Origin of the sequence: Bradyrhizobium vignae (assembly GCF_900324035.1) — a bacterium.
Lineage (GTDB): Bacteria > Pseudomonadota > Alphaproteobacteria > Rhizobiales > Xanthobacteraceae > Bradyrhizobium > Bradyrhizobium vignae.
In genome coordinates this window covers 1,487,458-1,509,002 of sequence record NZ_LS398110.1, presented here as the reverse complement: position 1 = coordinate 1,509,002, position 21,545 = coordinate 1,487,458, and the positions used below count along the sequence as shown (strand labels likewise).

Sequence of the window (21,545 nt, the reverse complement as noted above, 5' to 3'; positions counted from 1 at the left end):
CGGCAGGTGCGCCGGCAAACCGCGGATACGGATCGCTTCCCCCAGCGCTGCTCCATCACCAGAAAACCGGGAACTCCTCGAACCCGCCAGTGATGATCTCCTTGCGCAACCTCAATTGTTCAGGCGCGACGGCTAGGCGCAGCGCGGGAAAGCGCTGGAAGATCGAACCGAACACCGCCTTGAGTTCCAGCCTGGCCAGCTCCCCGCCGATGCAGGAGTGCGGCCCGTAGGAGAACGCCAGGTGCGGCTTTTCCTGGCGCCCGATGTCGAAGATTTCCGGCTCGTCGAAATGGCGCGGATCGAACGATGTTGCCGGCAGGCCGACCAGCACCTTGCTCTCGGCGGGAATATGCACGCCCGCGATGGTCACGTCGGTCCTCGGATAGCGCATGATGCCGTCCCAGCCCGCGCCCGGCGGGTACATGCGCAGGATTTCCTCCACCGCGCTGTCCACCAGGGATGGATCGCCGACCAGGCGCTCGCGCTGTGTCGGATGGCGGAACATGGCCAGTAGGCCGCATTCGATCTGGGCGACGGTGCTCTCGTGCCCCGCCACCAACATGCCTGCCGCCAGGCCTATCGCTTCTTCCTCGGTCGACTTGCCCTGGGTCGACCGCCGCGAGCAGATCAATCAGCAGGTTGTCGCCCGGATCCTGGCGCTTATCCCGCATCTTGTCGCGAATGTAGGCGCGCAGCTCTTCCCAAGCCAAGCGCGACACGCTGCGCGGGCCGCTTTCATGCTGGTGCGTCATCACTTCGTCGGACAGGCGAGCAAAAAGGGCATGATCCTCGTAGAGCAGGCCCATCAGGGCGCTGATGACCATGGCCGGAAGCGGAAACGAGAGGTGGCGCCGCAAGTCGGCGGGCTGGCGCTGGACTGCCAGGTTCTCGAATAACTGCGCAGCGATCGCCTCGACATGCGGCGCCAGCAGCTTCACCCTGCGGCTGCTGAAAGCCGGGGCAACGAGCGTGCGTAACCGGACATGCTCGCCCCCCTCGTGCGAGACGAGCCACCCCGGCGAACCGAGGATCACCGAATCCGGGGTGAACGCCGTCGGCGGCATTCCCGCCGGCCGGAACGCCGCGTCGGACAGCGCCGCCTTGGCCTCGTCGTAGCCTGTCACCCACCAGCCTTCGTGCCCGGACGGGAAACGCACGCGGTGGATCGGACCGTTCGCGCGTAGCGCCAACATCTCGGGCGAGGGCTCAATGTGATCGACGCGCCACATCGGCAGCATCGGCAGTGGTTGTTCGGACACGGTGGCACTTCACTCTCTAAACTATGGAAGGGCGGAAGGTGCCCGCAGGCGCTGTGGTCACCCTACGTGCGCTTGCGTTCACTTCTGTTCGTCGATGATGATCGGCGGGAAGGCAACCGAGTCCTAGGGCCTCAAGTTGGCTTTGGCCAGCTACCGAATCTTGTAGTAGCCCGCTAAGCGCCTGGTGCCGAAAAAACGCGGAAACTCTGTCGCCAGGCGCTGCATTTGGAAAACCTATTTTAAAGGGTATCCGCCCATGTTGGTTGGTCTCATGCGCATCTGAGAACACGGACCTGCAGCGCGATGCGCTGCTCGGCTCGCCATCGTGACCTCGCTCAAGGACAATCGGTTCCGATCGCTGACCAAGACCCTGCACACGGCGACGCCCTCGGGCGAATTCCTGTTCCTAAGATCAAGGACTAGCTCGCCAAACGCGACTCGGTGCGCGTCGAAGGACAGCTGCCGGATCGCTTCATACAGGCGACCGCCGGGTGAGATCTGTAATGGTCCATGAATGCCCGGCTCAGCCCGCAGGAGAATAGCTACGGAAACACAACCCCAACAGCAACTCGACGGACCGAAGCGGCTGAATGGAATCGCCCGCGTCCCGAATAAATCCGAAGTCGTCACGTCAAAAGAGGAACCGGAGTAGCAATACGGGAGCGACCGAAACTGACAGTTTTCTCGCATATCGAGGTGGTTTATCTCGACGACCGCCAACGGAGAGCCTCATGTACATACCAACCCACTTTCGAGATGACGACATCGAGAACATTCGAGCGACAATCCGCTGCGCCCGATTGGCCAACCTAGTGACAGCGACATCAGATGGGCCACTTGCGACGCCTCTTCCGCTCTTCCTCGATGAGAGCGAAGGCGAACACGGCGCGCTATACGGGCACCTGGCGAAGGGCAATCCCCAGTGGCGCACGGCCCCGATCGGAGAAGCTCTGGCGATCTTTGCTGGCGCAGAGGCTTATGTGACCCCATCCTGGTATCCCAGCAAGCGACAAGCTGAACATGTGGTGCCGACATGGAATTACATCGCAGTCCACGCCCATGGGCCGATTGAGTTCTTCGAGGATCCCACTCGCCTGCTTGAGGTTGTGACGCGTCTGACGAATATCCATGAAACGTCACGTGCGACGCCCTGGGCCGTCAGCGATGCTCCCGCGGATTTCATCGCCGCTCAGTTGCGTGCAATCGTCGGCGTGCGCATCCCGATCACCATGGTCGAAGGCAAACGCAAGATGAGCCAAAACCGCCCCGCGCCTGATCGCATTGGTATCGCCACGGGCCTAGCGGCGAGCAAAATGGCACGGGACCAGGAAGTTTCAGCTCTTATCTTGGTTCAGGACTGAGACGATAATGTGCATGACCAGCAGCGCCGCAGCCATCTTACATCTACAGCTCTCATAGACTCCAGCGTCGGGCCATCAATTACCTCGCGAAATTCACGAACGGAAACGTCGCCTCGGGCTTGCCGCACTGCGCAGACACCTGTCGGCATTCTGACAAAGGGACAATCTCATGTCAGGTCCAGTACAACGCCCACAGTAAGCGTTCAGACTTTCGAAAGCCCATTCGACTTTGCGGATCCCGCGCCGCCTGGGATGGCCATTGGTTAAAACAAAGCGATCCAGAAACAGAGCCATATAAGCAACACTGCTCTCCACCTTCTCCAAACTCCATCTCGCCCTAGTGGCAATTACATTGTTGAACCAATTCGCGCACAAGTGCAAAGGCTTTGACTCGAGACTCGCGTCAGCGACATTTAATATTTTCGAGCCGCTCAACTCAGTTTAGGAGCATGAGCAAGCAAGAGCGGCTGCACTTGTATATGCAGACCACCGTTTGGTCCCAGAAAGAACCGTCATCGTCATAGTGAGCGATATGCCAGTTGAGACAGAACTTGCCAAAATCTGGGTCTCGTCAACATATCAAATCGTTGGATGATTTGTTTCCGAGACGCGCTTCCGCGCGGCAGGTCCCGACTACATGATTCATAACCATCATGAACTGTTACATATTCTACAGAAGCATTGCTCTTTCAACGCAGTTGCGCGATTACAAAAGCATAACGAGATCTGTCGTTGGCGCGCTCCTGCTGTCCGCTTCGCGTTCGACATTCGAAGGGGTGAGCTCGGAGATCGAGTTCTTTCTTAAGTCGCCCAATCACACGCTCAGTTCGAGGCTCGCGCCAAACGCCACTCATCATTCACTGCCCGTTGTCGAGTACATTTTTGTCTTTCGCTTGGCACGATGCTTGCTGAAGATCATTTGTTTCAAGGGGCGAGGAAGAACTGCAAGGGCTTGGAAAAGCAAGATGAGCACAAACGCTTTGATCGGAGGCGTCATTCCTGGTACCGATGTTGTGAAACGTGCCGCGCGGATCGGTGCCGAAGTCAAGAATATCAAGTTATCAGGCGATCTACCGGATCAAACGATCGCCGCGATCAACAGCTTATTGCTCGAGCACAAGGTGATCTTCTTCCGCAATCAAGGCCATCTCAATGACGCCGAGCATGAGCGCTTTGCCGCTCGTCTCGGAAAGCTGGTGCCACATCCGATGCTCGGTCCTACCAAGGGGATGGCGTCGCTCCTCGAACTGGACTCCACTCGCGGCGGCGGCCGCGCCGACGTTTGGCATGCGGATGGAACCTTCGCCGACGCCTATCCCAAGATTTTGGTCCTGCGGGCCGTTGTAATTCCAGCGTTCGGGGGGGACACCGTGTGGTCGAACACAGCTGCCGCTTATCTTGATTTGCCGCCGCCGCTACAAGGGCTTGCCGAGGACCTATGGGCCGTTCACAGCAACGTCTTCGATTACGCCGGCATCGCGCGAGTCCGCGAGGTCGACAAGAAACATTTTGACGAGGTGTTCACCAGAACGGTTTTTGAGACCGAGCATCCCGTCGTACGCGTCCATCCCGAAACAGGCGAGCGGGCGCTAGTGCTCGGCGCCTTGGTGAAGCACTTTATTGGAATCCGCAAATACGACGGACAAAAGCTGTTCGATCTGCTCCAGTCTTACATCACCGCGCCCGAAAACACTGTGCGCTGGAATTGGTTAGAGGGCGATGTCGCGCTGTGGGATAACCGCGCAACGCAGCATTACGCGGTCAACGATTACGGGGACCAGCATCGCGTCGTACGTCGGGCCACGATCGAGGGGGACGTGCCTCTCAGTGTCGATGGCCGGAGCAGTGTAACGCGACTGAAGGTGACCGACTAACTGCACGTCGACGCCCAGCGCCCCGGCTGAAAACTGGGAAAAATTGGTAATCGGAGTTGTTTCGGGCAAACTCGAAAGCACACTTTCCGACGCCACATCTCAACTCTTGATGCCAACTCGGCAGCGCTTCGCTGTGCTGGCAACTATTTAGCGTGGGCAACGGCTTCGAGGAAATCACGAGCATCACTGTCCTTCGCCGGCGGCCGGTACATGGCCTTCTCGTTTCAGTTTAGAAAATCCTCGGTCAGCGGCCATAAAGCGCGCCAACATGGGGCCGATGAGTTTAGTTGGATCGACCAGTTGACCACCCTGACGCGTAAGCACTTCTGCATATGCAATGAGATCACGATGCACGGCCGCGGGCAGCTCCGCAGTCACTTTGACCGGCTTGTCGTCTGGAAGCTCTCCTATTTTAAGTTTGGGCATGTTGTCACCCTCTATAGGGGGGAAGTATCAGATCATGATTGACAAGAACACGAACCGGGAAACCGGGTCGCACGGTCAGAGTAGGTTGGATGTTGAGACTGCGCCGAACCACCTGCTGGCCGGTCTGGTTCAGTGAGTCGGAGGCGCCGTGTCGCAATGCCTGGATGATCGCACTGTCGTTGCTGTTGGTGTCCGAGCCGGCACCCAGTTCGGTCCCGACCGCCAGAAACGTGGATAGTGCCGCGGCCTTGAAGAGCTCACCCCAGTGATTGTCGACCTGGTCTTCGAGGCCCGCATACCCGCCGGCGTCAGCGCCAGGCTGCCGCTCGAGAAAGATGGAACGTCCATTCGGCATGATCAGCCGGGTCCAGACGAGCAGGACGCGAGACTGGCCGAAACTGACCTGGCTATCGTAGATGCCGATCAGACGCGCTCCCTGAGGCACAAGCAGAAAGCGGCCAGTCGGCGTGTCAAAGACATTCTCGGTTACCTGCGCCGTAATTTGGCCTGGCAGGTCCGACCGGATTCCGGTGATCAGGGCTCCCGAAATAATCGTCCCAGCCTGCACGATATATGGTGAGGCCGGATTGGTGACGCGATCAGGGCTGACCGTGCGGCGGTCCACAGAGGCGTTGACGAAGGCAAGCTTGCGGTCCTGACCGTTCTCCGCCGATCCATCGTCGCCAGTACTCGTTGCCTTCGGTGGCACGACGCGGTCGCTTCCAACCGCCGCAGAGGTGGGCGGACGCAGTTCTCTCCCATTGGTCGAAGCGAACAGATGACTGATGCGGGCGGCCTCAGTCTCTTGATCCCGGCGCTGCTGGTCCGGATCAGCGCCGATCGTCGGCGACTGGCTTTGGGCCGCAAGGATCGGACGACCGAGGTCCCCAGGAAGCGGCGGACCCAGTTGCGGCATTGGCTGGCGTGGAATGCCAGCGTAGTCCTTCGGCAGCGTCGCAACGCCGTCGGCGATATTGTGATGGTCGGCACTGTAAAGCTCATCGGCCGCGTGGTCTCGAGGGTGACTCTTCTGCAGCGACCACAGCACTGCTCCGCCGACCACAAGCAGGACGACCGCGCTCCCTCCCGCAAGTACTTTCCGTGACAACCGTGTCACGCGCGGATGCTCCGCTCTCAAGCGGAAGCTCCTGGACTGATCCTCTTGTGTTTCAGGCCGAGCCGCTTGCTCCTGATCGTTTCCATTCCGGGTGTTCATGATGACGGCCTCCCGTCGGTCCGGACAATCCTGACCTTCTGCTGGTGCTCACCTCCCAGCCTGAGTTCTGCGGCCGCGAACAGCCGATCGACGATCAATACGTTGCCGTAAGCGCGATAGTTGACGAGTTCAGTCTTGCCGTCTGGACCGATGACGAAGAGCGGAGGCATCTCACCCTGCACGATGCCTTGCGGGAATTCGACATAGACCTTGCGGCCATCGTCATATGCGGCGAGCGGCCGCCAAGGAGGAGTGTCGCCTTCGATGGCATAGCGGGAGATACGCTGCGCCGGATCCGGAAGAACGGACTTCAGAGCAACTGAACGCGGCCGTTCGCGTGCCGCCTCAGGATAGTACCAGGCAACGTATGGCATGTATGGCCGTTCGCGGGAGCGGAGCTCGATCAGGTAGGTGCGCCGGTCAGTGTTGATCACAAGATTGGTCTCGATGGAAGCTCGGGTCGGCTTGACCAGGATATGGACGCGCCGTGTGTCGCCGCTCCCGCTCTCGGTATCGCCCACGACCCAGCGTACGGTATCTCCGGCTGCGATCGGCCCTGATCCCGTCAACTGTTCTCCCTCCTCGAGCGCTATATCCGTGATCTGCCCTGGTGCGGCGTAGATCTGGTAGAGCGCCCCGGGACTGTAGGCGTAGATTTGCGCCGCGTTGAAATAACCCCGCTTGCGCGGTTCGACCCGGGCTGCGCTATTTGCTGTCTCAACCCGGCTCACGGATTCGACATCTTCCATCCCTCCCGACTTGCCGCCGAGAGCCGGCTTCCAGAGAGGTGGAACGTGAAGCGGCCGCGATCTGTCGTCGAGAGCCACCGGCGTCGCCGGTAACGGAGGCACTTCGGTGTCATAACTGATCTCCGGCGGAATGTAGGTCGCGCACCCACCGAGCACCGAGGAACCAAGCAAGACAGCAAACAAAAGTGCTCGCTTTGCGATCAAGAATTCGCGCCAAGTGGGACCGATCCCACAGTACGGGACGGGGTGCTTCGAATAGACGTCAAACAGCGTCTGGGTCACTGGCTCAACTCCTTTGACCAGTTGATGGCGCGGACGTAAACGCCAAGTGGATTCTTGCGCAGACGTTCGGCATCGCGGGGCGTCTCGATCACGATCGAGAGAATTGCAGTCCACCGCTCAGTCGAGCTCAACGAACCGTTGTCGTAGGTGCGCTGGGTCCACGCGACCCGAAAGCTCTCCGAAGAAGCACGAATGACGCTCGAGACGTCGACGGAGACTTGCGCCTTGCCCAGCTTGGCAAAGGGGTCATTGTTGCGCGCGTAGTCGTTGAGCGCAGCGGCGCCGCGATCGGTCGTAAAATCATAGGCCCTAAGCCAGTTTTGCCGCAGAACGATGCCGTCCGCTGGCAGGCCTCTGACATCTTCGATAAAGCGCGCCAGATGGTAAGCGATCTGCGCATCAGTGGGTTGATAGTCGACGTTGGCTGGCGCAACCCTTTGAGCCTGGCCGAGATGATCGACTTCGACTACCCAGGGCGTGATCGATCCCTCGCTCGATTGCCAGATAAGGCTACCCGCGAGGCCGGCCGATAGAATCAAGCAGCCGAACGCCATCAAGCGCCAGTTCTTGGCCTGCACGCGGGCAGATCCAATGCGTTCGTCCCAAACTTGCGCTGCCTTTTGGTAAGGCGTGATCGGCTCTGGCATGCGCCCGTAATGAACGGATGGTCGCTTGAACATCGATAATTTCCCCTGAGATCAAAGATGGGTCTTGAGTCGTGCGGTGCCCGGGTTTGAGGCGCTGCTGCGCAGCGGGTGGCGAAAGCGCGATGGCCGCGCGTCAGCGCTCTCCTTCAGACAAATCGACGGAAGAGCCGCTGCCGCCACGATCGCCTGAGCGAACCGCGTGGCCGACCGCCGACGCACCGTGCCGAATGGTCTGGGCCCGCTTCATGCGCCGCGCCCAATCTGGCTGCCCATCAGCCGAACTGCTCGCGGCTTGCCCTCCCGTTTGCCCCCCTGCTCCGAACGCGGCCGCTGCGCGACGCAAAGGGCTCATCGCAGCCGAGCTGCCAGCCTCCGCGACACCAGCAAGGCCTCCGCTTCGATAAGCCGCTGATGCTCCGCTTATGATGGCGCCGCCACCGCGCGCGGCGCCTGCAATCGCGCCGCCAGCAAGTCCAACGCCGCCGGCGGCAACACCTGCGCCGGCGGCAACAATACCGCCAGCGGCAAGGCCCGTTCCAATCGCCGCACCGGCGCCGAGCTGCGGTCCGCCGGATACCAGGCCGTTGGCGAGTCCTGGCCCGAAGATGCCCAAGCCCAGCAACGAAAGCGCCGCGAGCACCAGCGTCATCGCGTCCTCGATGGTCGGCTGCGCGCCGCCGAAACCAGAGGTGAACTGGGAGAACAGGGTCGAGCCGATGCCAACGATGACGGCAAGGACCAGGACTTTAATCCCCGAAGATATGACGTTGCCCAAAACCCGCTCCGCCGCAAAGGCGGTCTTGCCAAACAGACCAAATGGAATGAGCACGAAGCCGGCCAGCGTCGTGAGCTTGAACTCGATCAGGGTGACAAAAAGCTGGATCGCCAAAATGAAGAAGGCGAGCAACACTACGACCCAGGCAAACAATAGAACGACGATCTGGACAAAATTCTCGAAGAAGCTGATGTAGCCCATCAGGTTGGAGATCGAATCGAGCAGCGGTCGGCCAGCATCGAGTCCGACTTGCGCGATCTTTCCCGGCCGCAGGAAGTCCGACGCGGAGAGACTTGCGCCTGATGCTTTCAGCCCAAGGCTGGCAAAGCTCTCGAAAACGACGCGCGCAAGGCTGTTCCAGTTTCCGATGAGGTAGGCAACGACTCCCACGAAAAGCGTCTTCTTGACGAGGCGCGCGATGATGTCTTCGTCCGGCCCCCAACTCCAGAACAACGCAGCAAGCGTGATGTCAATCGCCGCAAGGGTCGTGGCGAGATATCCGACATCGCTACCCAGCAGCCCGAAGCCGTTATCGATATAGCGCGTGAACGTATCCAGGAATTGGTCGATGATGCCCGTACCCGTCATGGCCTGTTCGCCTCAGGTGTCGCCGGCTGCGGTTGCGGATAGCCTTGCGGAATCCGGCTCTGGTCCTTTGGAGCGGGCGCTAACCCTGCGGCGGGATCTTCTTGGTCAGGAACCGCGGCATGGGTTTTCTTGCCGAAGAAGCGACGCCGGTTTTCGGCCCACAGCTGCCTGCAATGCTGATAACCTACCGTTTCCTCAGCAGTGACGCTGCGGCAGCGTGCGAGGTCCGAGCTGGTTGCATCGATCGTCTGCTCCGCGTTGTGCGATCGCGGAGCATCTTCTCCACCGCGAAGCTGGATCGTGCAGGCTGTGACGACCAACACGCCGATTGTCGCAAGCAGCGACAGCGCCTTGAATGCCCTTATGTCGTTCATCAGTGGAACATCTGCACATTGGATGATTGATAGCCCTGCCCCGGTGTCAGGAAGCGCCGAAGCTGTTCTCGTCCCTGATCCTGAGCCGCGGCGCGCTGAGCCGCTTCAAGACTCTGCGCCCTGCCCTGCGCCGTCACGACAGCGGTGAGGTCGGCGAGTTGCTGCGCGCTCAGCGCGAGAATCTGATTGCCGGCCTGCGTCGCCTGCAGAGCGCCGCTTGCACCTTGGCTGGACGTTACGAGCGCGGACGTCTGGATACGGTTGGTGTCGAGGTTGCCTACGATGCCCGCCTGGACGCGAAGCGCGTCCTGTGTTGCCGCGTAAGTATTCTGCCAGCGGGATTGAGCGTTGGTGACCAACATTTGGCTCGACTGGCTGCCAGTGGCCGGTGCGTAGCTCGCCGAGAACGCACGATCGACCTGCTGGACGTCGTAGGCGATGCGCTGAGCCTGAGCCAGTAGTTGTTGGGTCCGCTGGATCGATGATTGCAGTTGCTGCAGCGACGAATACGGCAGGCTTGCCAAATTCTTTGCCTGGTTGACCAGCATCTGCGCCTCGTTCTGCAACGAGGTAATCTGGTTGTTGATCTGCTGGAGCTCCCGCGCAGCCGTGAGGACATTCTGGACGTAGTTGTTGGGATCAAAGACGATCCACTGTGCTCTCGCAGGCCGCGTGACGCCGAGCATCAGCGCGGCCGTGCCAGCGGCCACCAATAGGCCAAGACGCTTCATAGCGATTTCTCCAGATTCACGAGATTGGGGATCAGATCCGTCGCCCAGCCGACGCCACGGTGCTGGAGCCAGGCCGGCACGAAGCCGTCAGGTCCATGTTCGGCGAGGAGTTGCGCGATGGCAGCCTGGTCTGTCTTGGAAGAGGCCGCGGTAAAGGCGAGCGCAACCTCACCAAGCCCGAGTTCGAACATCCGGTTGCCGCGGCGGGACTGGCAATAGTAGTCGCGCTTCGGCGTTGCCCGGCTTAAGAGCTCGATCTGGCGGTCGTTGAGGCCGAAGCGGCGGTAAATGGCCGTGATCTGCGGCTCGATCGACCGTTCGTTCGGCAACAATAAGCGCGTTGGGCAGCTTTCGATGATTGCCGGCGCGATTGCGGAGCCGTCGATATCCGACAGCGACTGGGTGGCGAAGATGACGGACGCGTTCTTCTTCCGAAGCGTCTTCAGCCATTCCCGGAGCTGCCCCGCAAAATCCTCGTCATCGAGGGCAAGCCAACCCTCGTCCACAATGAGAAGTGTCGGCCGGCCGTCGAGACGGTCTCCGATCCGATGAAAGAGGTAAGCCAGAACGGCTGGGGCAGCACTCGTTCCGATCAAGCCTTCAGTCTCAAACGCCTGAACCGAAGCTTCGCCAAGGCGCTCGAATTCGGCATCAAGCAGGCGTCCGGAGGGACCGCCCAGGCAATAGGGCTGCAGGGCCCTTTTCAGGGAATTGGATTGCAGCAGGACTGACAGGCCCGTGAGGGTGCGTTCCTCCCTCGGCGCCGAGGCGAGAGACGTCAGTGCCGACCACAGATGATGCTTGACCTCAGGGGTGATCCCGACCTTTTCCCGTGCCAGAATTGCGCCGATCCATTCCGTGGCCCATCCGCGCTCAGTGGGATCGTCGATCCAGGCCAAGGGTTGCAGAGCGACGGGGTTTTCGTCCCCGTCAGACAATGCACCGCCGAGATCATGCCAGTCGCCCCCCATGGCGAGCGCGGCCGCCCGGATCGAACCACCGAAGTCGAACGCAAAGACCTGGGAGTTTGGATAACGCCTGAACTGTAGCGCCATCAGAGCGAGAAGGACTGACTTGCCGGCGCCGGTCGGTCCCACCACCAGGGTATGACCGACGTCGCCGACGTGGAGGGAGAAGCGGAACGGCGTTGATCCCTCTGTCTTGCCGAACAACAGAGGCGGACCTTGGAAGTGGAGGTCCCTCGCCTCGCCCGCCCACACGGCCGACATCGGAATCATATGGGCGAGGTTGAGAGTCGAAACCGGAGGCTGCCGCACGTTGGCGTAGACGTGCCCGGGCAGACTGCCGAGCCAGGCTTCAACAGCGTTCACCGTCTCGATCATGCAGGTGAAATCGCGGCCCTGAATGACCTTCTCGACCAGCCGCAGCCTTTCGTCGGCAGCACTGGGATCGCGGTCCCAGACGGTAACGGTCGCCGTGACAAAAGCCTGTCCGATCTGGTCCGACCCCAGTTGCTGCAACGCCGCGTCGGCATCCAGTGCCTTGTTGTGAGCGTCGGTATCGAGCAGCGTCGATGCCTCGTTGGTCATGACCTCCTTGAGGATGGCGCCGATGGATTTTCGCTTCGTAAACCACTGGCGGCGGATCTTGGTCAGCAGCTTGGTGGCGTCGGTCTTGTCGAGCATGATCGCCCGGGTCGACCAACGATACGAGAATGCCAGGCGATTCAGGTCGTCCAGGATTCCCGGGGTCGTGGCACCCGGAAAGCCGACAATCGTCAGGACCCGAAGATTGGCTGAGCCCAACATGGGCTCTAGCCCGCCGGTCAACGGCTGGTCGGCCAACAGCGCATCGATATACATCGGAATTTCAGGCACCCGAACGCGGTGACGCTTGGTCGATATCGTCGAGTGCAGGAAGGTCAGTGTGTCCTGATCATCGAGCCAAGTGCATTCCGGCATGAACCCTTGGACGAGCTGCAGCACGCGGTTGGTTTGATCAACAAACCCGCGCAGCACCTCCCGGGCATCCGCTCCAACGGTGCGGTCGCGACCTTCATAGAGCAATCGCTCCGCCCTGGCGGCTCCCTCCTCCGGCGGTAGATAGAGGAAGGTTAGGAAATAGCTGGACTCATAGTGAGCGCCGGCCTCTTCGAACTGGGCCCTGCGTTCGGCATCGACCAGCGCGGACGCGACATCCGGAAATGTACTCGGCGGATAGACCCCAGCAAAATGACGCTGCGCCTCAACGAATACGGCCCAACCAGATCCCAGACGGCGCAGGGCGTTATTCAAGCGACCCGCGACGGCGACGAGTTCAGCCGGCACTGCGCTATCGAGGTCGGGCCCGCGGAACTTTGCTGTCCGCTGGAACGAGCCGTCCTTGTTCAGGATGATTCCCTCGTCGACGAGGGCTGCCCAGGGCAGGAAGTCGGCGAGACGCGCGCTGGAATGACGATATTCGGCAAGGTTCATCATGACAAAGGGCTCAGGTGTTGAGATGTGCGGGAATGCGTAGATGCCGGCGCACCACATCGACGAAGGCGGGATCGCGCTTGGCGGCCCAGACGGCGGCCATGTGGCCGATGAACCAGAGGACAAGACCCGCGATCCAGAGCCGCAATCCCAGCCCAAGGGCTGCCGCAAGCGTGCCATTGACGATCGCAACCGACCGCGGCGCGCCGCCCATCAGGATGGGCTCAGTGAGGGCGCGGTGAACGGGCACCAAAAAGCCTGCCACCTGATCATCCATCAGATCACCACGCCACCGCCGAAGGAGAAGAACGACAGGAAGAAGCTCGAGGCGGCAAACGCGATCGACAAACCGAACACGATCTGGATCAGCCTGCGGAAACCACCTGACGAGTCCCCGAACGCGAGCGTGAGCCCCGTCACGACGATGATGATGACGGCGATGATCTTGGCGACCGGACCTTCAACCGACTGCAGGATCTGATTGAGTGGCTGCTCCCACGGCATGTTCGAGCCAGCCGCCCACGCCGGCACCGACGCCAAAAGGACCGTGCCGCAGGCTAATGAAACGACACCTCGACGGAAGCGAAATTGCACACGCATGTCAGTCTCCTGCTGATGAAAGGTTGTAGTCGCCGGCGGACCCGAGCCCCGAAACGAGGGCGAGCTCAGCGAGGCGACGATCAGCGCTGCGGCCCGCAAGGACAGCGACGAGGTTGATGGTCTCAGCGATCAGGGCACGCGGAACCGTGACGACGGCTTCCTGGATGAGTTGCTCCAGCCGCCGCAGCGCTCCGAGCGCGGTACCTGCATGAATGGTCCCAATGCCACCAGGATGGCCGGTACCCCAGGCCTTGAGCAGATCGAGCGCCTCGGCACCTCGGACTTCACCAATCGGGATGCGATCAGGACGCAGGCGCAGCGAAGACCGAACGAGGTCCGATAGCGTGGCCACGCCATCTTTGGTCCGGAGCGCTACAAGATTGGGCGCTTTGCACTGAAGTTCGCGCGTATCTTCGATCAACACGACCCGATCGGCAGTCTTTGCCACCTCGGCGAGGAGCGCATTTGTGAATGTCGTCTTGCCGGTCGATGTCCCACCGGCGACGAGGATGTTCTTCCGTGCAGCGACCGCGCTCTTCAGGATGCTGGCCTGCTCCGAGGTCATGATCTCCTTGGCGACGTAGTCGTCGAGCGTAAACACGGCGACGGCGGGCTTGCGGATAGCAAAGGCCGGGGCGGCAACGACCGGAGGCAGGAGACCTTCGAAGCGTTCGCCTGTTCCGGGCAGTTCGGCCGAAACCCGTGGCGCGCCGGCATGCACCTCAGCGCCTACGTGATGCGCAACCAGGCGAACGATACGCTCGCCATCCGCAGCCGACAGGGTTGCGCCGGTATCGATCAAACCACCCGACAGCCGGTCGATCCACAGCCGCCCATCCGGGTTGAGCATCACCTCGATGATCGCTTCATCTTCAAGGTAGCCGGCAATCGCCGGGCCAAGTGCGCTGCGTAGCATTCGCGCACCGCGCGAATTCGCTTCCGATTGAATGGAATGGATTGCCACCGTTCGTCCCCACCGAATGAGGACGTCAAACCGGCGTCCCTCATATGGGGATTATTAGAAAAGGCACCGATGGACATGGCGCAACAAGCGGCTTCACTGATCGTAGACTGGCGTAGAAAAAGAAAGGCTGAGAACTGATGTTTGATGCCTACTCAACTGTATTGTACTCGGCGAGCTACCGCTCACCACTCCGCATCGTCATTTGCGGGCAGGAGGATGAGCGACTCCTCATACGAGCTTACCGAAACGACAAGGTCGAAGACATCGGCCGGCGTCAAAACCGGAATCGGCCTCATCCGTGAAGCTAGGTATCCGGCCCAAGGCAGCGCGAACCAGAGCAGCGCCGCGATCTGAAGTGCTACGTTGAGGCCGAACGCGACTTGATAGGCTTGGACGGGCCTATGGCCACCATCCTCAGACCATTGCTGCAGGATCAGGCCGGTCCCGAATTGAGCCAAAAAAGCCCAACCGAAGTGCAGGACATTTAGGGCGCCATTGGCGCGACCAGCTAGCTCAGGGGGAAAGTAATCCGCCATCACCGCGAAGCTGGCCACAGTTGCCGTTCCGACAATGGCGACAACGGACCAGGGCACAATGGACGGCAAGGGTGCTCGCAAGATCAAGGCTAACTCAGCTGTGACAAACAGAACGGCTACCATCACCAATATCCTCTCCGCCCCGATTCCCCTCCGTTTGGTGTAATGGACCGTCGTACCGAACAACCAGGCACCGCAGCTCAAGACGATCGACATCGTAAGAAGCTGTCGGACCAGACTTGCGCGATCAAACCCCTCGACGTCTGCCAGCCATGGCGATGCCCACAAACCTTGCAGAGACCAGGCTGATCCAATGCAAGTCGCCGACAACGGTGCGATTCGCCAGAAGCGCCGGTCCCCGAAAATGGAGCCAAGGGTGGCGTGCGCGATTGATGGGACATTGGGTCGTTCAGGCACCACGACATAGATGAGAATGGCTGTCACACCCGTAGCGGCTGCCAGGATCTCAAAGAGCTGCCGCCAGCCGATCAAAGCGAGCAGGTGCTCGACGGGAGCCGTAGCAGTCACCGCTCCTAGCGAGCCCAGCATGACCATATAGCCATTCAGCAAGGCAACTCGCTCGCTGGGGAACCAAAGGATGATGGACTTCAGTCCTGCCGTGAACGCCGCTGCCACGCCAAGCCCGATCATTGCACGGGCGATCAAAAGCAACCGGAAGCTGGTCGATACAGCGAACAGCCCAGCGCCCACTGCGGCGAGCAAGAGCAAAACACTTTGGACGCGCCGCGGGCCAAATCGGTCCAACAATACGCCGACGGGGATCTGCGCCGCCGCGAAGACTAGGAAATAAACCGACGTCAGCAATCCGACGTCGGCGGTCCCAAGACCGATATCCGCGCTGAGACGACTGGCGATCAAAGCGTTGATCGTTCGAAAAAGAAACGAAAGATAGTATCCAGCAGCAAAAGGAAGAAAAACGAACGCGATTCGACGCGATGCTGTTAAGATTTGCATGCTGGCCCCTCTTGCTGTCGGCTCGTGTGAGCCGATAGCGCGTCTAGCTTTTTGCAAGTTCGGCTAAATTATTGCCGTCGTGGGCTGGCGTAGAAAAAGAAGGTCAGGCGCGATAACGCATCCAGGATACTCGGTCAGGATTCGTCGGCTGATTCCTGGCGGCGGATATCTTCCGGAATCTCGCGGAGAAAGCTTTGCCCTTTTTGCAAGCGACGCCCGAGCGCCTCGACAAATCCTTCAAATCGTTCTCGGCCTTTTGCCTGCGCGGCCGCCTGCGCGTCATTCGGCAACGGTGGCGTGATCGTCAGCCAGAACCGAATGAAGAGAGCCAAGGTCTCCGCCGTCAAACTAACGTCGCGCTCCAGCCTCTGCATCTGACGCGACAGCCGATCAAGACGACGGCTGAACGCGGCCTCCCGCCTATCCGCGCCGTCCGGTGACAGAAACGAGACAACGGCCGCTTCCACGATCGCCGACCGGGAAAGCTTCTTGCGATCGGCGAGCTCCGATATCTGTTTCAGCAGTTCTGGCGGGAAGTAGACATTCATCCGATCGCGCATATGCCTCAGAGCTCCATACCGTCATCGGGTCCATGGCGACTTGACGGGCGACACCGCGCATCTGTTGGCGTATGAGCCGGGACTGACGGACCGCATCGTCGTCATCGTCAAGCACAACCGCAAATTCCTCGGCTGGCGTAGGCTCGGTCGTCTCCTTGACCATCGCAACATGATCAGGCAATTCCGGCTCCCGACGAAGGCCGCTGTTCGCCATGTCTTCCTCCGATTCCGCGGTTTTGTCAGTTGGACCTGCCGTGGGCTTCAATGGTCCCAGCGCTGACCATCCGTCCGTTCGCGATGATCGGCCGGCGCTCGCCGGATCGGGCGGCGGCAGAACCCGCTCGGTGAATCGGCGATCCTCGTAGTAGCGGACCTTCTTTGCCCGGATCGGCGGCGTGCCCGCCACCATGACGATCTCGTCCTTCGGCGGAAGCTGCATGACTTCGCCTGGGGTCAGCAGCGGCCTTGCCGTCTCCTGGCGCGAGACCATCAGGTGCCCCAGCCACGGGTTCAACCTGTGACCGGCATAGTTCTTCATCGCCCGCATCTCGGTCGCGGTCCCGAGCGCGTCGGAAACCCGCTTGGCGGTCCGCTCGTCGTTGGTCGCGAAGCTGACGCGGACGTGGCAGTTGTCCAGGATCGCATTGTTGGGCCCGTAGGCCCTTTCGATCTGATTGAGCGACTGTGCGATCAGAAAACTCTTGATTCCGTACCCCGCCATGAAGGCGAGCGCAGACTCGAAGAAATCAAGCCGTCCCAGCGCCGGGAACTCGTCAAGCATCATCAGGACGCGATGCCGGCGATCACTGGCGTGCAGGTCTTCGGTCAAGCGTCGGCCGATCTGATTCAGCACAAGCCGGATCAGGGGCTTGGTCCGCGAGATATCGGAGGGCGGGACGACGAGGTAAAGCGTCGTCGGACTGCGATCGGCGATCAGGTCGGCGATGCGCCAGTCGCAGCGGCAGGTCACCTGAGCCACGACGGGATCACGGTAGAGCCCGAGGAACGACATCGCGGTGGACAGGACGCCGGAGCGTTCATTCTCAGATTTGTTGAGGAGCTCGCGCGCGGTCGAGGCGACCACGGGATGGGCGCCCTGCTCGCCAAGATGTGCGGTTGTCATCATCGCCTTCAGCGTCGCCTCGATCGGCCGCTTCGGGTCGGACAGAAAGGCGGCGACGCCAGCCAAGGTCTTGTCCGCCTCGGCATAGAGGACGTGGAGGATGGCGCCGACCAGGAGGGAATGACTGGTCTTCTCCCAGTGGTTCCGCTTATCGAGCGAGCCTTCGGGATCGACCAGGACATCGGCCACGTTCTGGACGTCGCGAACCTCCCATTCCCCGCGCCGGACTTCGAGCAGCGGATTGTAAGCTGAGGACTTCTGGTTGGTGGGGTCGAACAACAGGACGCGACCACGCCGCGAGCGAAAGCCGGCAGTCAGTTGCCAATTCTCGCCCTTGATGTCGTGCACGATGGCCGAGCCGGGCCAAGCCAGCAGTGAGGGGACGACAAGGCCGACACCCTTGCCGGACCGGGTGGGTGCAAAACACAGGACGTGCTCCGGCCCGTCATGACGGAGATAGTCACGGTCGAGTTTGCCGAGCACCACACCGTCAGGACCGAGAAGTCCGGCCGCCCGCACCTCTTCCGGACCAGCCCAGCGCGCCGAACCATAGGTCTCGACATTCTTGGCTTCGCGCGCCCGCCACACCGACATGCCGATTGCCACCGCGATCGAAACGAAGGTTCCCGACGCCGCGATGAAGGCTCCCTCGACAAAAATCTGAGGCGCATAGGCGTCGTAGACGAACCACCACCAGAAGAAGACTGGCGGGTAGTAGACCTTGAAGCCCAACAGTTCGAACCAGGGCCGCCCAAGCGCCGGCTGCCAAGCGAGCCGCCAAGCCGTCCACTCGGTTGCTCCCCAGATGGCCAGCAAGACGATCAGGCCGACCACGATCACCTGCCCCCAAAGGATTTTAGTTCCGGACATCCCGAACGCCCTTCCGCAACTGGTTTGGTGAGATTGCTAGAGACCGAGGTCGCGCTTCCGACCAAAGCCCCATTCGATGCCACCGCTGTCTTTCACGACGCCGGTGACGTGTTGGCCGAGCCTCTTTTCGAGGTCGCGCGACCAAGGCACGAGTTGGAAGCTGAGCCCATTGTCGATCATGGCGAACCGCCCCGAACTGAGCGTCAGCCGCTGGCGATACGTGCCCGCCACATGTTCTCCGGAGGCGGCATTCACATGGGGCAGGCCGGTGTCGGCCGAGACCCTTGCTGCTACCTCGTCAAGCTCGCGCCGGCGCAACGTGTTCAGGAGGTCGCGCTGCAGGACGATGCGCTGGCCCTGCCGCCGTGCCAGACTTTCCTGGATCAGATGCTCGGTACGGGCTTCCAAGGCGTTGCGGATCTCGCGACCGAACCCGCCCATGGCGAGCGGCATGGGGTCGCGTTCGACCAGCCGGTGATCGAGCCAAGTGGCGCCTTTTGCAGTGACCTGCGCATCGAGATCGAGATCGGAACGAGTCGCGAGCACCAAGGTCGGCCGCGGGTCGCCGGCTTGACCGAAGCGTCGGACTTCGACGATGCCGCCGGCCAGCGGAGCATCTTCGAAAGCCTCGAGCCCTCGGAAGCGCACGTGGTGAGCGCGCCCGTCCGTTCCGTCGATGAGGGCATAGGCCTCGCCGGTCAGTTCATCATGCAGTCCACGGTCGACCAGCCGTCCGACAATCTGGGACGTCGGCTGTCCGCCCTCGATGACGAACTCGGCAACGCCGCGCGCTTCCCCACGCTCGGTAAAGGCGCGGTGCATGGTCTTGATGATGTCGCTCCGCATGCCAAGGTCGCGCAAGCTGCGCTCGGCCTCGAGCCCTACCATCCACTCCCCTGGCGCGGCGGATGCGGCAAGGCCCATCTTCTCCAGGTGTTGAAGGCGACCGACCATCAGGCGCCGTATCTCGGGATCGGACCGGCCGGGACTCTCCGGGCGAAGATCGATAGCGCCAGTCTCATCGGCTGCCAGCCGGATCTCCCGATCGAGCCGCGTCCATCGTTCCGCGGTGACTTCCCTCTCCAGCGAACTGCGGATCTCGTGCTCCGGTTTTGGACCCAGTTCGATGGCGACCAGTTCCTCGGCGCGTGAGCGCAGGCCCTGGCTGATGTAGTCGCGGGAGATCACGAGATCCGCCCCTTCCTCATCTACTCCCCGAACGAGAAGATGGACGTGTGGGTTGTCGGTATTCCAATGATCGACGGCTACCCAATCAAGCCGCGTACCGAGATCGGTCTCCATCTGCCTGGCGAGGTCGCGGGTGAAGGCCTTGAGGTCGGTCATCTCGCCGGCGTCCTCCGGCGAGACGATGAACCTGAAATGATGCCGGTCGTCCTTGCTGCATTCTGCGAAAGCCGCGCTATCGGCACGATCGGCGCCGGCATCGAACATCTCGGCCCGCTCACCACTCCGGGTCACGCCGTCGCGCTTCAGATATGAGAGGTGCGCGGTCAGTGGTGCTGAACGGAAGGCTCGACCCTTATGACGAACCACGCGCGCCTTTACCACGACACGCCGGGTCGGGCTAAACAATCTTGCACGGCTAAAAGCAAGGCGCCCGCGGCCAAACGTCGAGCGTCCATAGGCCGCAGCACGCCTGCCAACTGCGGCCTGCCCCGAGGTATGTCCTGCTTTCTTCGCGGCGCGCAGCACCTGGTTGATAAAGCTCTTCTGTTTAGGCGCGCGGGTGCTGCGAATACGCCCGGGCCGAACACGCAGATCGCTGTCGCCCGCGCTCACGGCAGGGCCTCCCAACGATCAAAAGCGCACACGGTGCCGAAAACGCCTTTGATTGCATTGTTCAAAATGCAAGGCGCGGCACGCGCCCCGACCGACCGGCACGCCGGAACCCAAGCCATGTCAATGGCTTGCGGTTCGAGCGGCGAGCCTCTTTTATCTCGCCGTCCTGCCGTCGTGGTCTCCCGGTCGCCGGTTTCCGAAAGAGCCGCCGCGACTTGGCTGCCAACTGGCGAAGCCCCCACTGCTTCCGAGCGCTTGCGATAGCGATCGTTACCCGAAGGGCCGAGACACCCGAAGGGTGGCTCGGTGAGGAGCGAAGCGACGAGTAGAGCGCGGGCCGAAGGCATCGCCCATACGCCATCCGCACGTGCCACTTGCATGGTGGAGCACACGAAGGCTTGCGAACCCGCACGCTTGGTCATTGCGATGCTCCCGAATCGATCGAGGCACGAACACGCCAATTGGCCGAGAGAACCGTGTGCCCGTCCTGCCGTCGTGGTCTCCTGGTCGCCGAAAGAGCCGCCGCGACTTGGCATCCAAGTCGCGAAGCCCCCAATGCTTCCGAGCGCTTGCGATAGCGATCGTTACCCGAAGGGCCGAGACACCCGAAGGGTGGCTCGGTGAGGAGCGAAGCGACGAGTAGAGCGCGGGCCGAGGGCATCGCCCATACGCCATCAGCTTGCGAACCCGCGCACTTCGTCATCGCGATGCTCCCGAATCCGATCGAGGGACGAACATGCCAATAGGCCGAGGGACTATGGGCAATACATCGCCGCCCGAGATTGCGGTCGTGACACCGCTCGGCGGCATGAGCGCCAGCAACCGATCGCGCGTTTTCATGAGATCGGATCGCGTGACGAATAGCGTTGCAGCTGCCGATGACTGTCCACTGGACGCCCACCTCGGCGGCAGTTCGATGGCAAGCAGATCTGCAAGCTTTGCGACGTATGCTCGCGTCTCGCCTGGAAGAGGGCCGCCCGCGAGATGCTCTTCATAGCGAGATGGCCCCGCATTGTACGCGGCAAACACGCCAGGCGAGCCATACCGATCGAGCAGTTCGCGCAAGTACGCCGTACCGGCCAGAATGTTGTCGTGCGAATCGTAGGGGTCATTCCCGAGATTGTAGCGCTCGCGAAGTTTCGCCCAGGTCGCCGGCATGATCTGCATCAGGCCCATTGCGCCTTTGGGCGACTTGGCGTGCACGTCTCCAGCGCTTTCGACGTTAATGACCGAACCGATCCAGTTCACCGGAATTGCAAAACGCTTCGAGGCTTCATCGACGAAAGCTCGAAACGGGTTGCTCGCCTGAACAACCGCTTGAGCTAATGCCGATCCACTCTCGGCTAGAGCGGCACTGTCCGATGCAGCGAAAACAAGCAGCAGCGACACGACAGCCCAAA

18 protein-coding genes and 2 pseudogenes are annotated in these 21,545 nt (G+C 61.2%); 2 read left to right on the top strand and 18 right to left on the bottom strand.

Annotation, left to right across the window (positions count from 1 at the left end):
* Positions 1 to 55: 55 nt before the first annotated feature.
* A pseudogene (locus BRAD3257_RS07240) lies at positions 56 to 1,259 on the bottom strand (cytochrome P450).
* 731 nt (positions 1,260 to 1,990) lie between these two features.
* Between BRAD3257_RS07240 and BRAD3257_RS07230 the strand changes: the two are divergent.
* Positions 1,991 to 2,620 carry an FMN-binding negative transcriptional regulator gene (locus BRAD3257_RS07230; RefSeq protein WP_122401280.1) on the top strand — a complete coding sequence of 210 codons (630 nt, stop codon included), beginning with the start codon at positions 1,991 to 1,993 and terminating at the stop codon, positions 2,618 to 2,620.
* A 965-nt stretch (positions 2,621 to 3,585) separates the two neighbouring features.
* Entirely contained in the window at positions 3,586 to 4,494 is a 909-nt protein-coding gene (locus BRAD3257_RS07225; protein ID WP_122401279.1) for a TauD/TfdA dioxygenase family protein, read from the top strand.
* Between the two features lie 183 nt (positions 4,495 to 4,677).
* On the opposite strand, the gene BRAD3257_RS07220 is transcribed toward BRAD3257_RS07225, so the two are convergent.
* The 17 genes and pseudogenes from BRAD3257_RS07220 to BRAD3257_RS07145 form a co-directional block, all read right to left on the bottom strand.
* On the bottom strand, positions 4,678 to 4,920 hold the full coding sequence (locus tag BRAD3257_RS07220; protein WP_122401278.1) for a DUF2274 domain-containing protein: 243 nt from the start codon (positions 4,918 to 4,920) through the stop codon (positions 4,678 to 4,680).
* A gap of 4 nt (positions 4,921 to 4,924) precedes the next feature.
* A complete protein-coding gene (locus BRAD3257_RS07215) occupies positions 4,925 to 6,136 on the bottom strand; it encodes a TraB/TrbI/VirB10 family type IV secretion system protein (protein WP_122401277.1) in 1,212 nt (403 codons plus the stop codon).
* Complete coding sequence (gene trbG, locus BRAD3257_RS07210) at positions 6,133 to 7,089, bottom strand: P-type conjugative transfer protein TrbG (RefSeq protein WP_122406417.1); 957 nt, start codon at positions 7,087 to 7,089, stop codon at positions 6,133 to 6,135. The genes BRAD3257_RS07215 and trbG overlap by 4 nt, the downstream gene beginning before the upstream one ends.
* Before the next feature lie 74 nt (positions 7,090 to 7,163).
* A complete protein-coding gene (trbF, locus tag BRAD3257_RS07205) occupies positions 7,164 to 7,847 on the bottom strand; it encodes a conjugal transfer protein TrbF (protein ID WP_122401276.1) in 684 nt (227 codons plus the stop codon).
* A gap of 100 nt (positions 7,848 to 7,947) precedes the next feature.
* Positions 7,948 to 9,177 (bottom strand): P-type conjugative transfer protein TrbL, encoded by a 1,230-nt coding sequence (gene trbL / locus BRAD3257_RS07200; RefSeq protein WP_122401275.1) that lies wholly within the window; start codon positions 9,175 to 9,177, stop codon positions 7,948 to 7,950.
* Complete coding sequence (gene trbK-alt, locus BRAD3257_RS07195; RefSeq protein ID WP_122401274.1) at positions 9,174 to 9,551, bottom strand: putative entry exclusion protein TrbK-alt; 378 nt, start codon at positions 9,549 to 9,551, stop codon at positions 9,174 to 9,176. Before trbK-alt ends, trbL begins: the two co-directional genes overlap by 4 nt.
* Entirely contained in the window at positions 9,551 to 10,282 is a 732-nt protein-coding gene (gene trbJ / locus BRAD3257_RS07190) for a P-type conjugative transfer protein TrbJ (protein WP_122401273.1), read from the bottom strand. Before trbJ ends, trbK-alt begins: the two co-directional genes overlap by 1 nt.
* Entirely contained in the window at positions 10,279 to 12,720 is a 2,442-nt protein-coding gene (gene trbE / locus BRAD3257_RS07185) for a conjugal transfer protein TrbE (protein ID WP_122401272.1), read from the bottom strand. The genes trbJ and trbE overlap by 4 nt, the downstream gene beginning before the upstream one ends.
* Positions 12,721 to 12,730: 10 nt before the next feature.
* Entirely contained in the window at positions 12,731 to 12,994 is a 264-nt protein-coding gene (locus BRAD3257_RS07180) for a VirB3 family type IV secretion system protein (protein ID WP_122401271.1), read from the bottom strand.
* On the bottom strand, positions 12,994 to 13,317 hold the full coding sequence (locus tag BRAD3257_RS07175) for a TrbC/VirB2 family type IV secretion system protein (protein ID WP_122401270.1): 324 nt from the start codon (positions 13,315 to 13,317) through the stop codon (positions 12,994 to 12,996). Before BRAD3257_RS07175 ends, BRAD3257_RS07180 begins: the two co-directional genes overlap by 1 nt.
* 1 nt (position 13,318) lies before the next feature.
* Positions 13,319 to 14,233 (bottom strand): P-type conjugative transfer ATPase TrbB, encoded by a 915-nt coding sequence (trbB, locus tag BRAD3257_RS07170; RefSeq protein ID WP_174221554.1) that lies wholly within the window; start codon positions 14,231 to 14,233, stop codon positions 13,319 to 13,321.
* Positions 14,234 to 14,463: 230 nt separating this feature from the next.
* Positions 14,464 to 15,792, bottom strand: a complete 1,329-nt coding sequence (locus BRAD3257_RS07165) for an MFS transporter (protein WP_122401268.1) — start codon at positions 15,790 to 15,792, stop codon at positions 14,464 to 14,466.
* Between the two features lie 134 nt (positions 15,793 to 15,926).
* Positions 15,927 to 16,352, bottom strand: a complete 426-nt coding sequence (locus BRAD3257_RS07160; RefSeq protein WP_122401267.1) for a ribbon-helix-helix domain-containing protein — start codon at positions 16,350 to 16,352, stop codon at positions 15,927 to 15,929.
* A gap of 5 nt (positions 16,353 to 16,357) precedes the next feature.
* Positions 16,358 to 18,345 (bottom strand): annotated as a pseudogene (locus tag BRAD3257_RS07155) (conjugal transfer protein TraG).
* Between the two features lie 36 nt (positions 18,346 to 18,381).
* The gene (locus BRAD3257_RS07150; protein ID WP_122401266.1) at positions 18,382 to 20,145 is read right to left on the bottom strand and encodes a relaxase/mobilization nuclease domain-containing protein; all 1,764 of its coding nucleotides are present in this window, start codon (positions 20,143 to 20,145) and stop codon (positions 18,382 to 18,384) included.
* Positions 20,142 to 20,567, bottom strand: a complete 426-nt coding sequence (locus tag BRAD3257_RS39215; RefSeq protein WP_145986956.1) for a hypothetical protein — start codon at positions 20,565 to 20,567, stop codon at positions 20,142 to 20,144. Before BRAD3257_RS39215 ends, BRAD3257_RS07150 begins: the two co-directional genes overlap by 4 nt.
* Before the next feature lie 277 nt (positions 20,568 to 20,844).
* Positions 20,845 to 21,534 (bottom strand): lytic transglycosylase domain-containing protein, encoded by a 690-nt coding sequence (locus BRAD3257_RS07145; protein ID WP_122401265.1) that lies wholly within the window; start codon positions 21,532 to 21,534, stop codon positions 20,845 to 20,847.
* Positions 21,535 to 21,545: the final 11 nt, after the last annotated feature.

Coding starts and splice junctions, on each gene's coding strand:
- BRAD3257_RS07230 (WP_122401280.1), top strand. CDS start 1,991: ATGTACATACCAACCCACTTTCGAGATGACGACATCGAGAACATTCGA.
- BRAD3257_RS07225 (WP_122401279.1), top strand. CDS start 3,586: ATGAGCACAAACGCTTTGATCGGAGGCGTCATTCCTGGTACCGATGTT.
- BRAD3257_RS07220 (WP_122401278.1), bottom strand. CDS start 4,920: ATGCCCAAACTTAAAATAGGAGAGCTTCCAGACGACAAGCCGGTCAAA.
- BRAD3257_RS07215 (WP_122401277.1), bottom strand. CDS start 6,136: ATGAACACCCGGAATGGAAACGATCAGGAGCAAGCGGCTCGGCCTGAA.
- trbF (WP_122401276.1), bottom strand. CDS start 7,847: ATGTTCAAGCGACCATCCGTTCATTACGGGCGCATGCCAGAGCCGATC.
- trbL (WP_122401275.1), bottom strand. CDS start 9,177: ATGACGGGTACGGGCATCATCGACCAATTCCTGGATACGTTCACGCGC.
- trbK-alt (WP_122401274.1), bottom strand. CDS start 9,551: ATGAACGACATAAGGGCATTCAAGGCGCTGTCGCTGCTTGCGACAATC.
- trbJ (WP_122401273.1), bottom strand. CDS start 10,282: ATGAAGCGTCTTGGCCTATTGGTGGCCGCTGGCACGGCCGCGCTGATG.
- trbE (WP_122401272.1), bottom strand. CDS start 12,720: ATGATGAACCTTGCCGAATATCGTCATTCCAGCGCGCGTCTCGCCGAC.
- BRAD3257_RS07180 (WP_122401271.1), bottom strand. CDS start 12,994: ATGGATGATCAGGTGGCAGGCTTTTTGGTGCCCGTTCACCGCGCCCTC.
- BRAD3257_RS07175 (WP_122401270.1), bottom strand. CDS start 13,317: ATGCGTGTGCAATTTCGCTTCCGTCGAGGTGTCGTTTCATTAGCCTGC.
- trbB (WP_174221554.1), bottom strand. CDS start 14,233: ATGCTACGCAGCGCACTTGGCCCGGCGATTGCCGGCTACCTTGAAGAT.
- BRAD3257_RS07165 (WP_122401268.1), bottom strand. CDS start 15,792: ATGCAAATCTTAACAGCATCGCGTCGAATCGCGTTCGTTTTTCTTCCT.
- BRAD3257_RS07160 (WP_122401267.1), bottom strand. CDS start 16,352: ATGCGCGATCGGATGAATGTCTACTTCCCGCCAGAACTGCTGAAACAG.
- BRAD3257_RS39215 (WP_145986956.1), bottom strand. CDS start 20,567: ATGACCAAGCGTGCGGGTTCGCAAGCCTTCGTGTGCTCCACCATGCAA.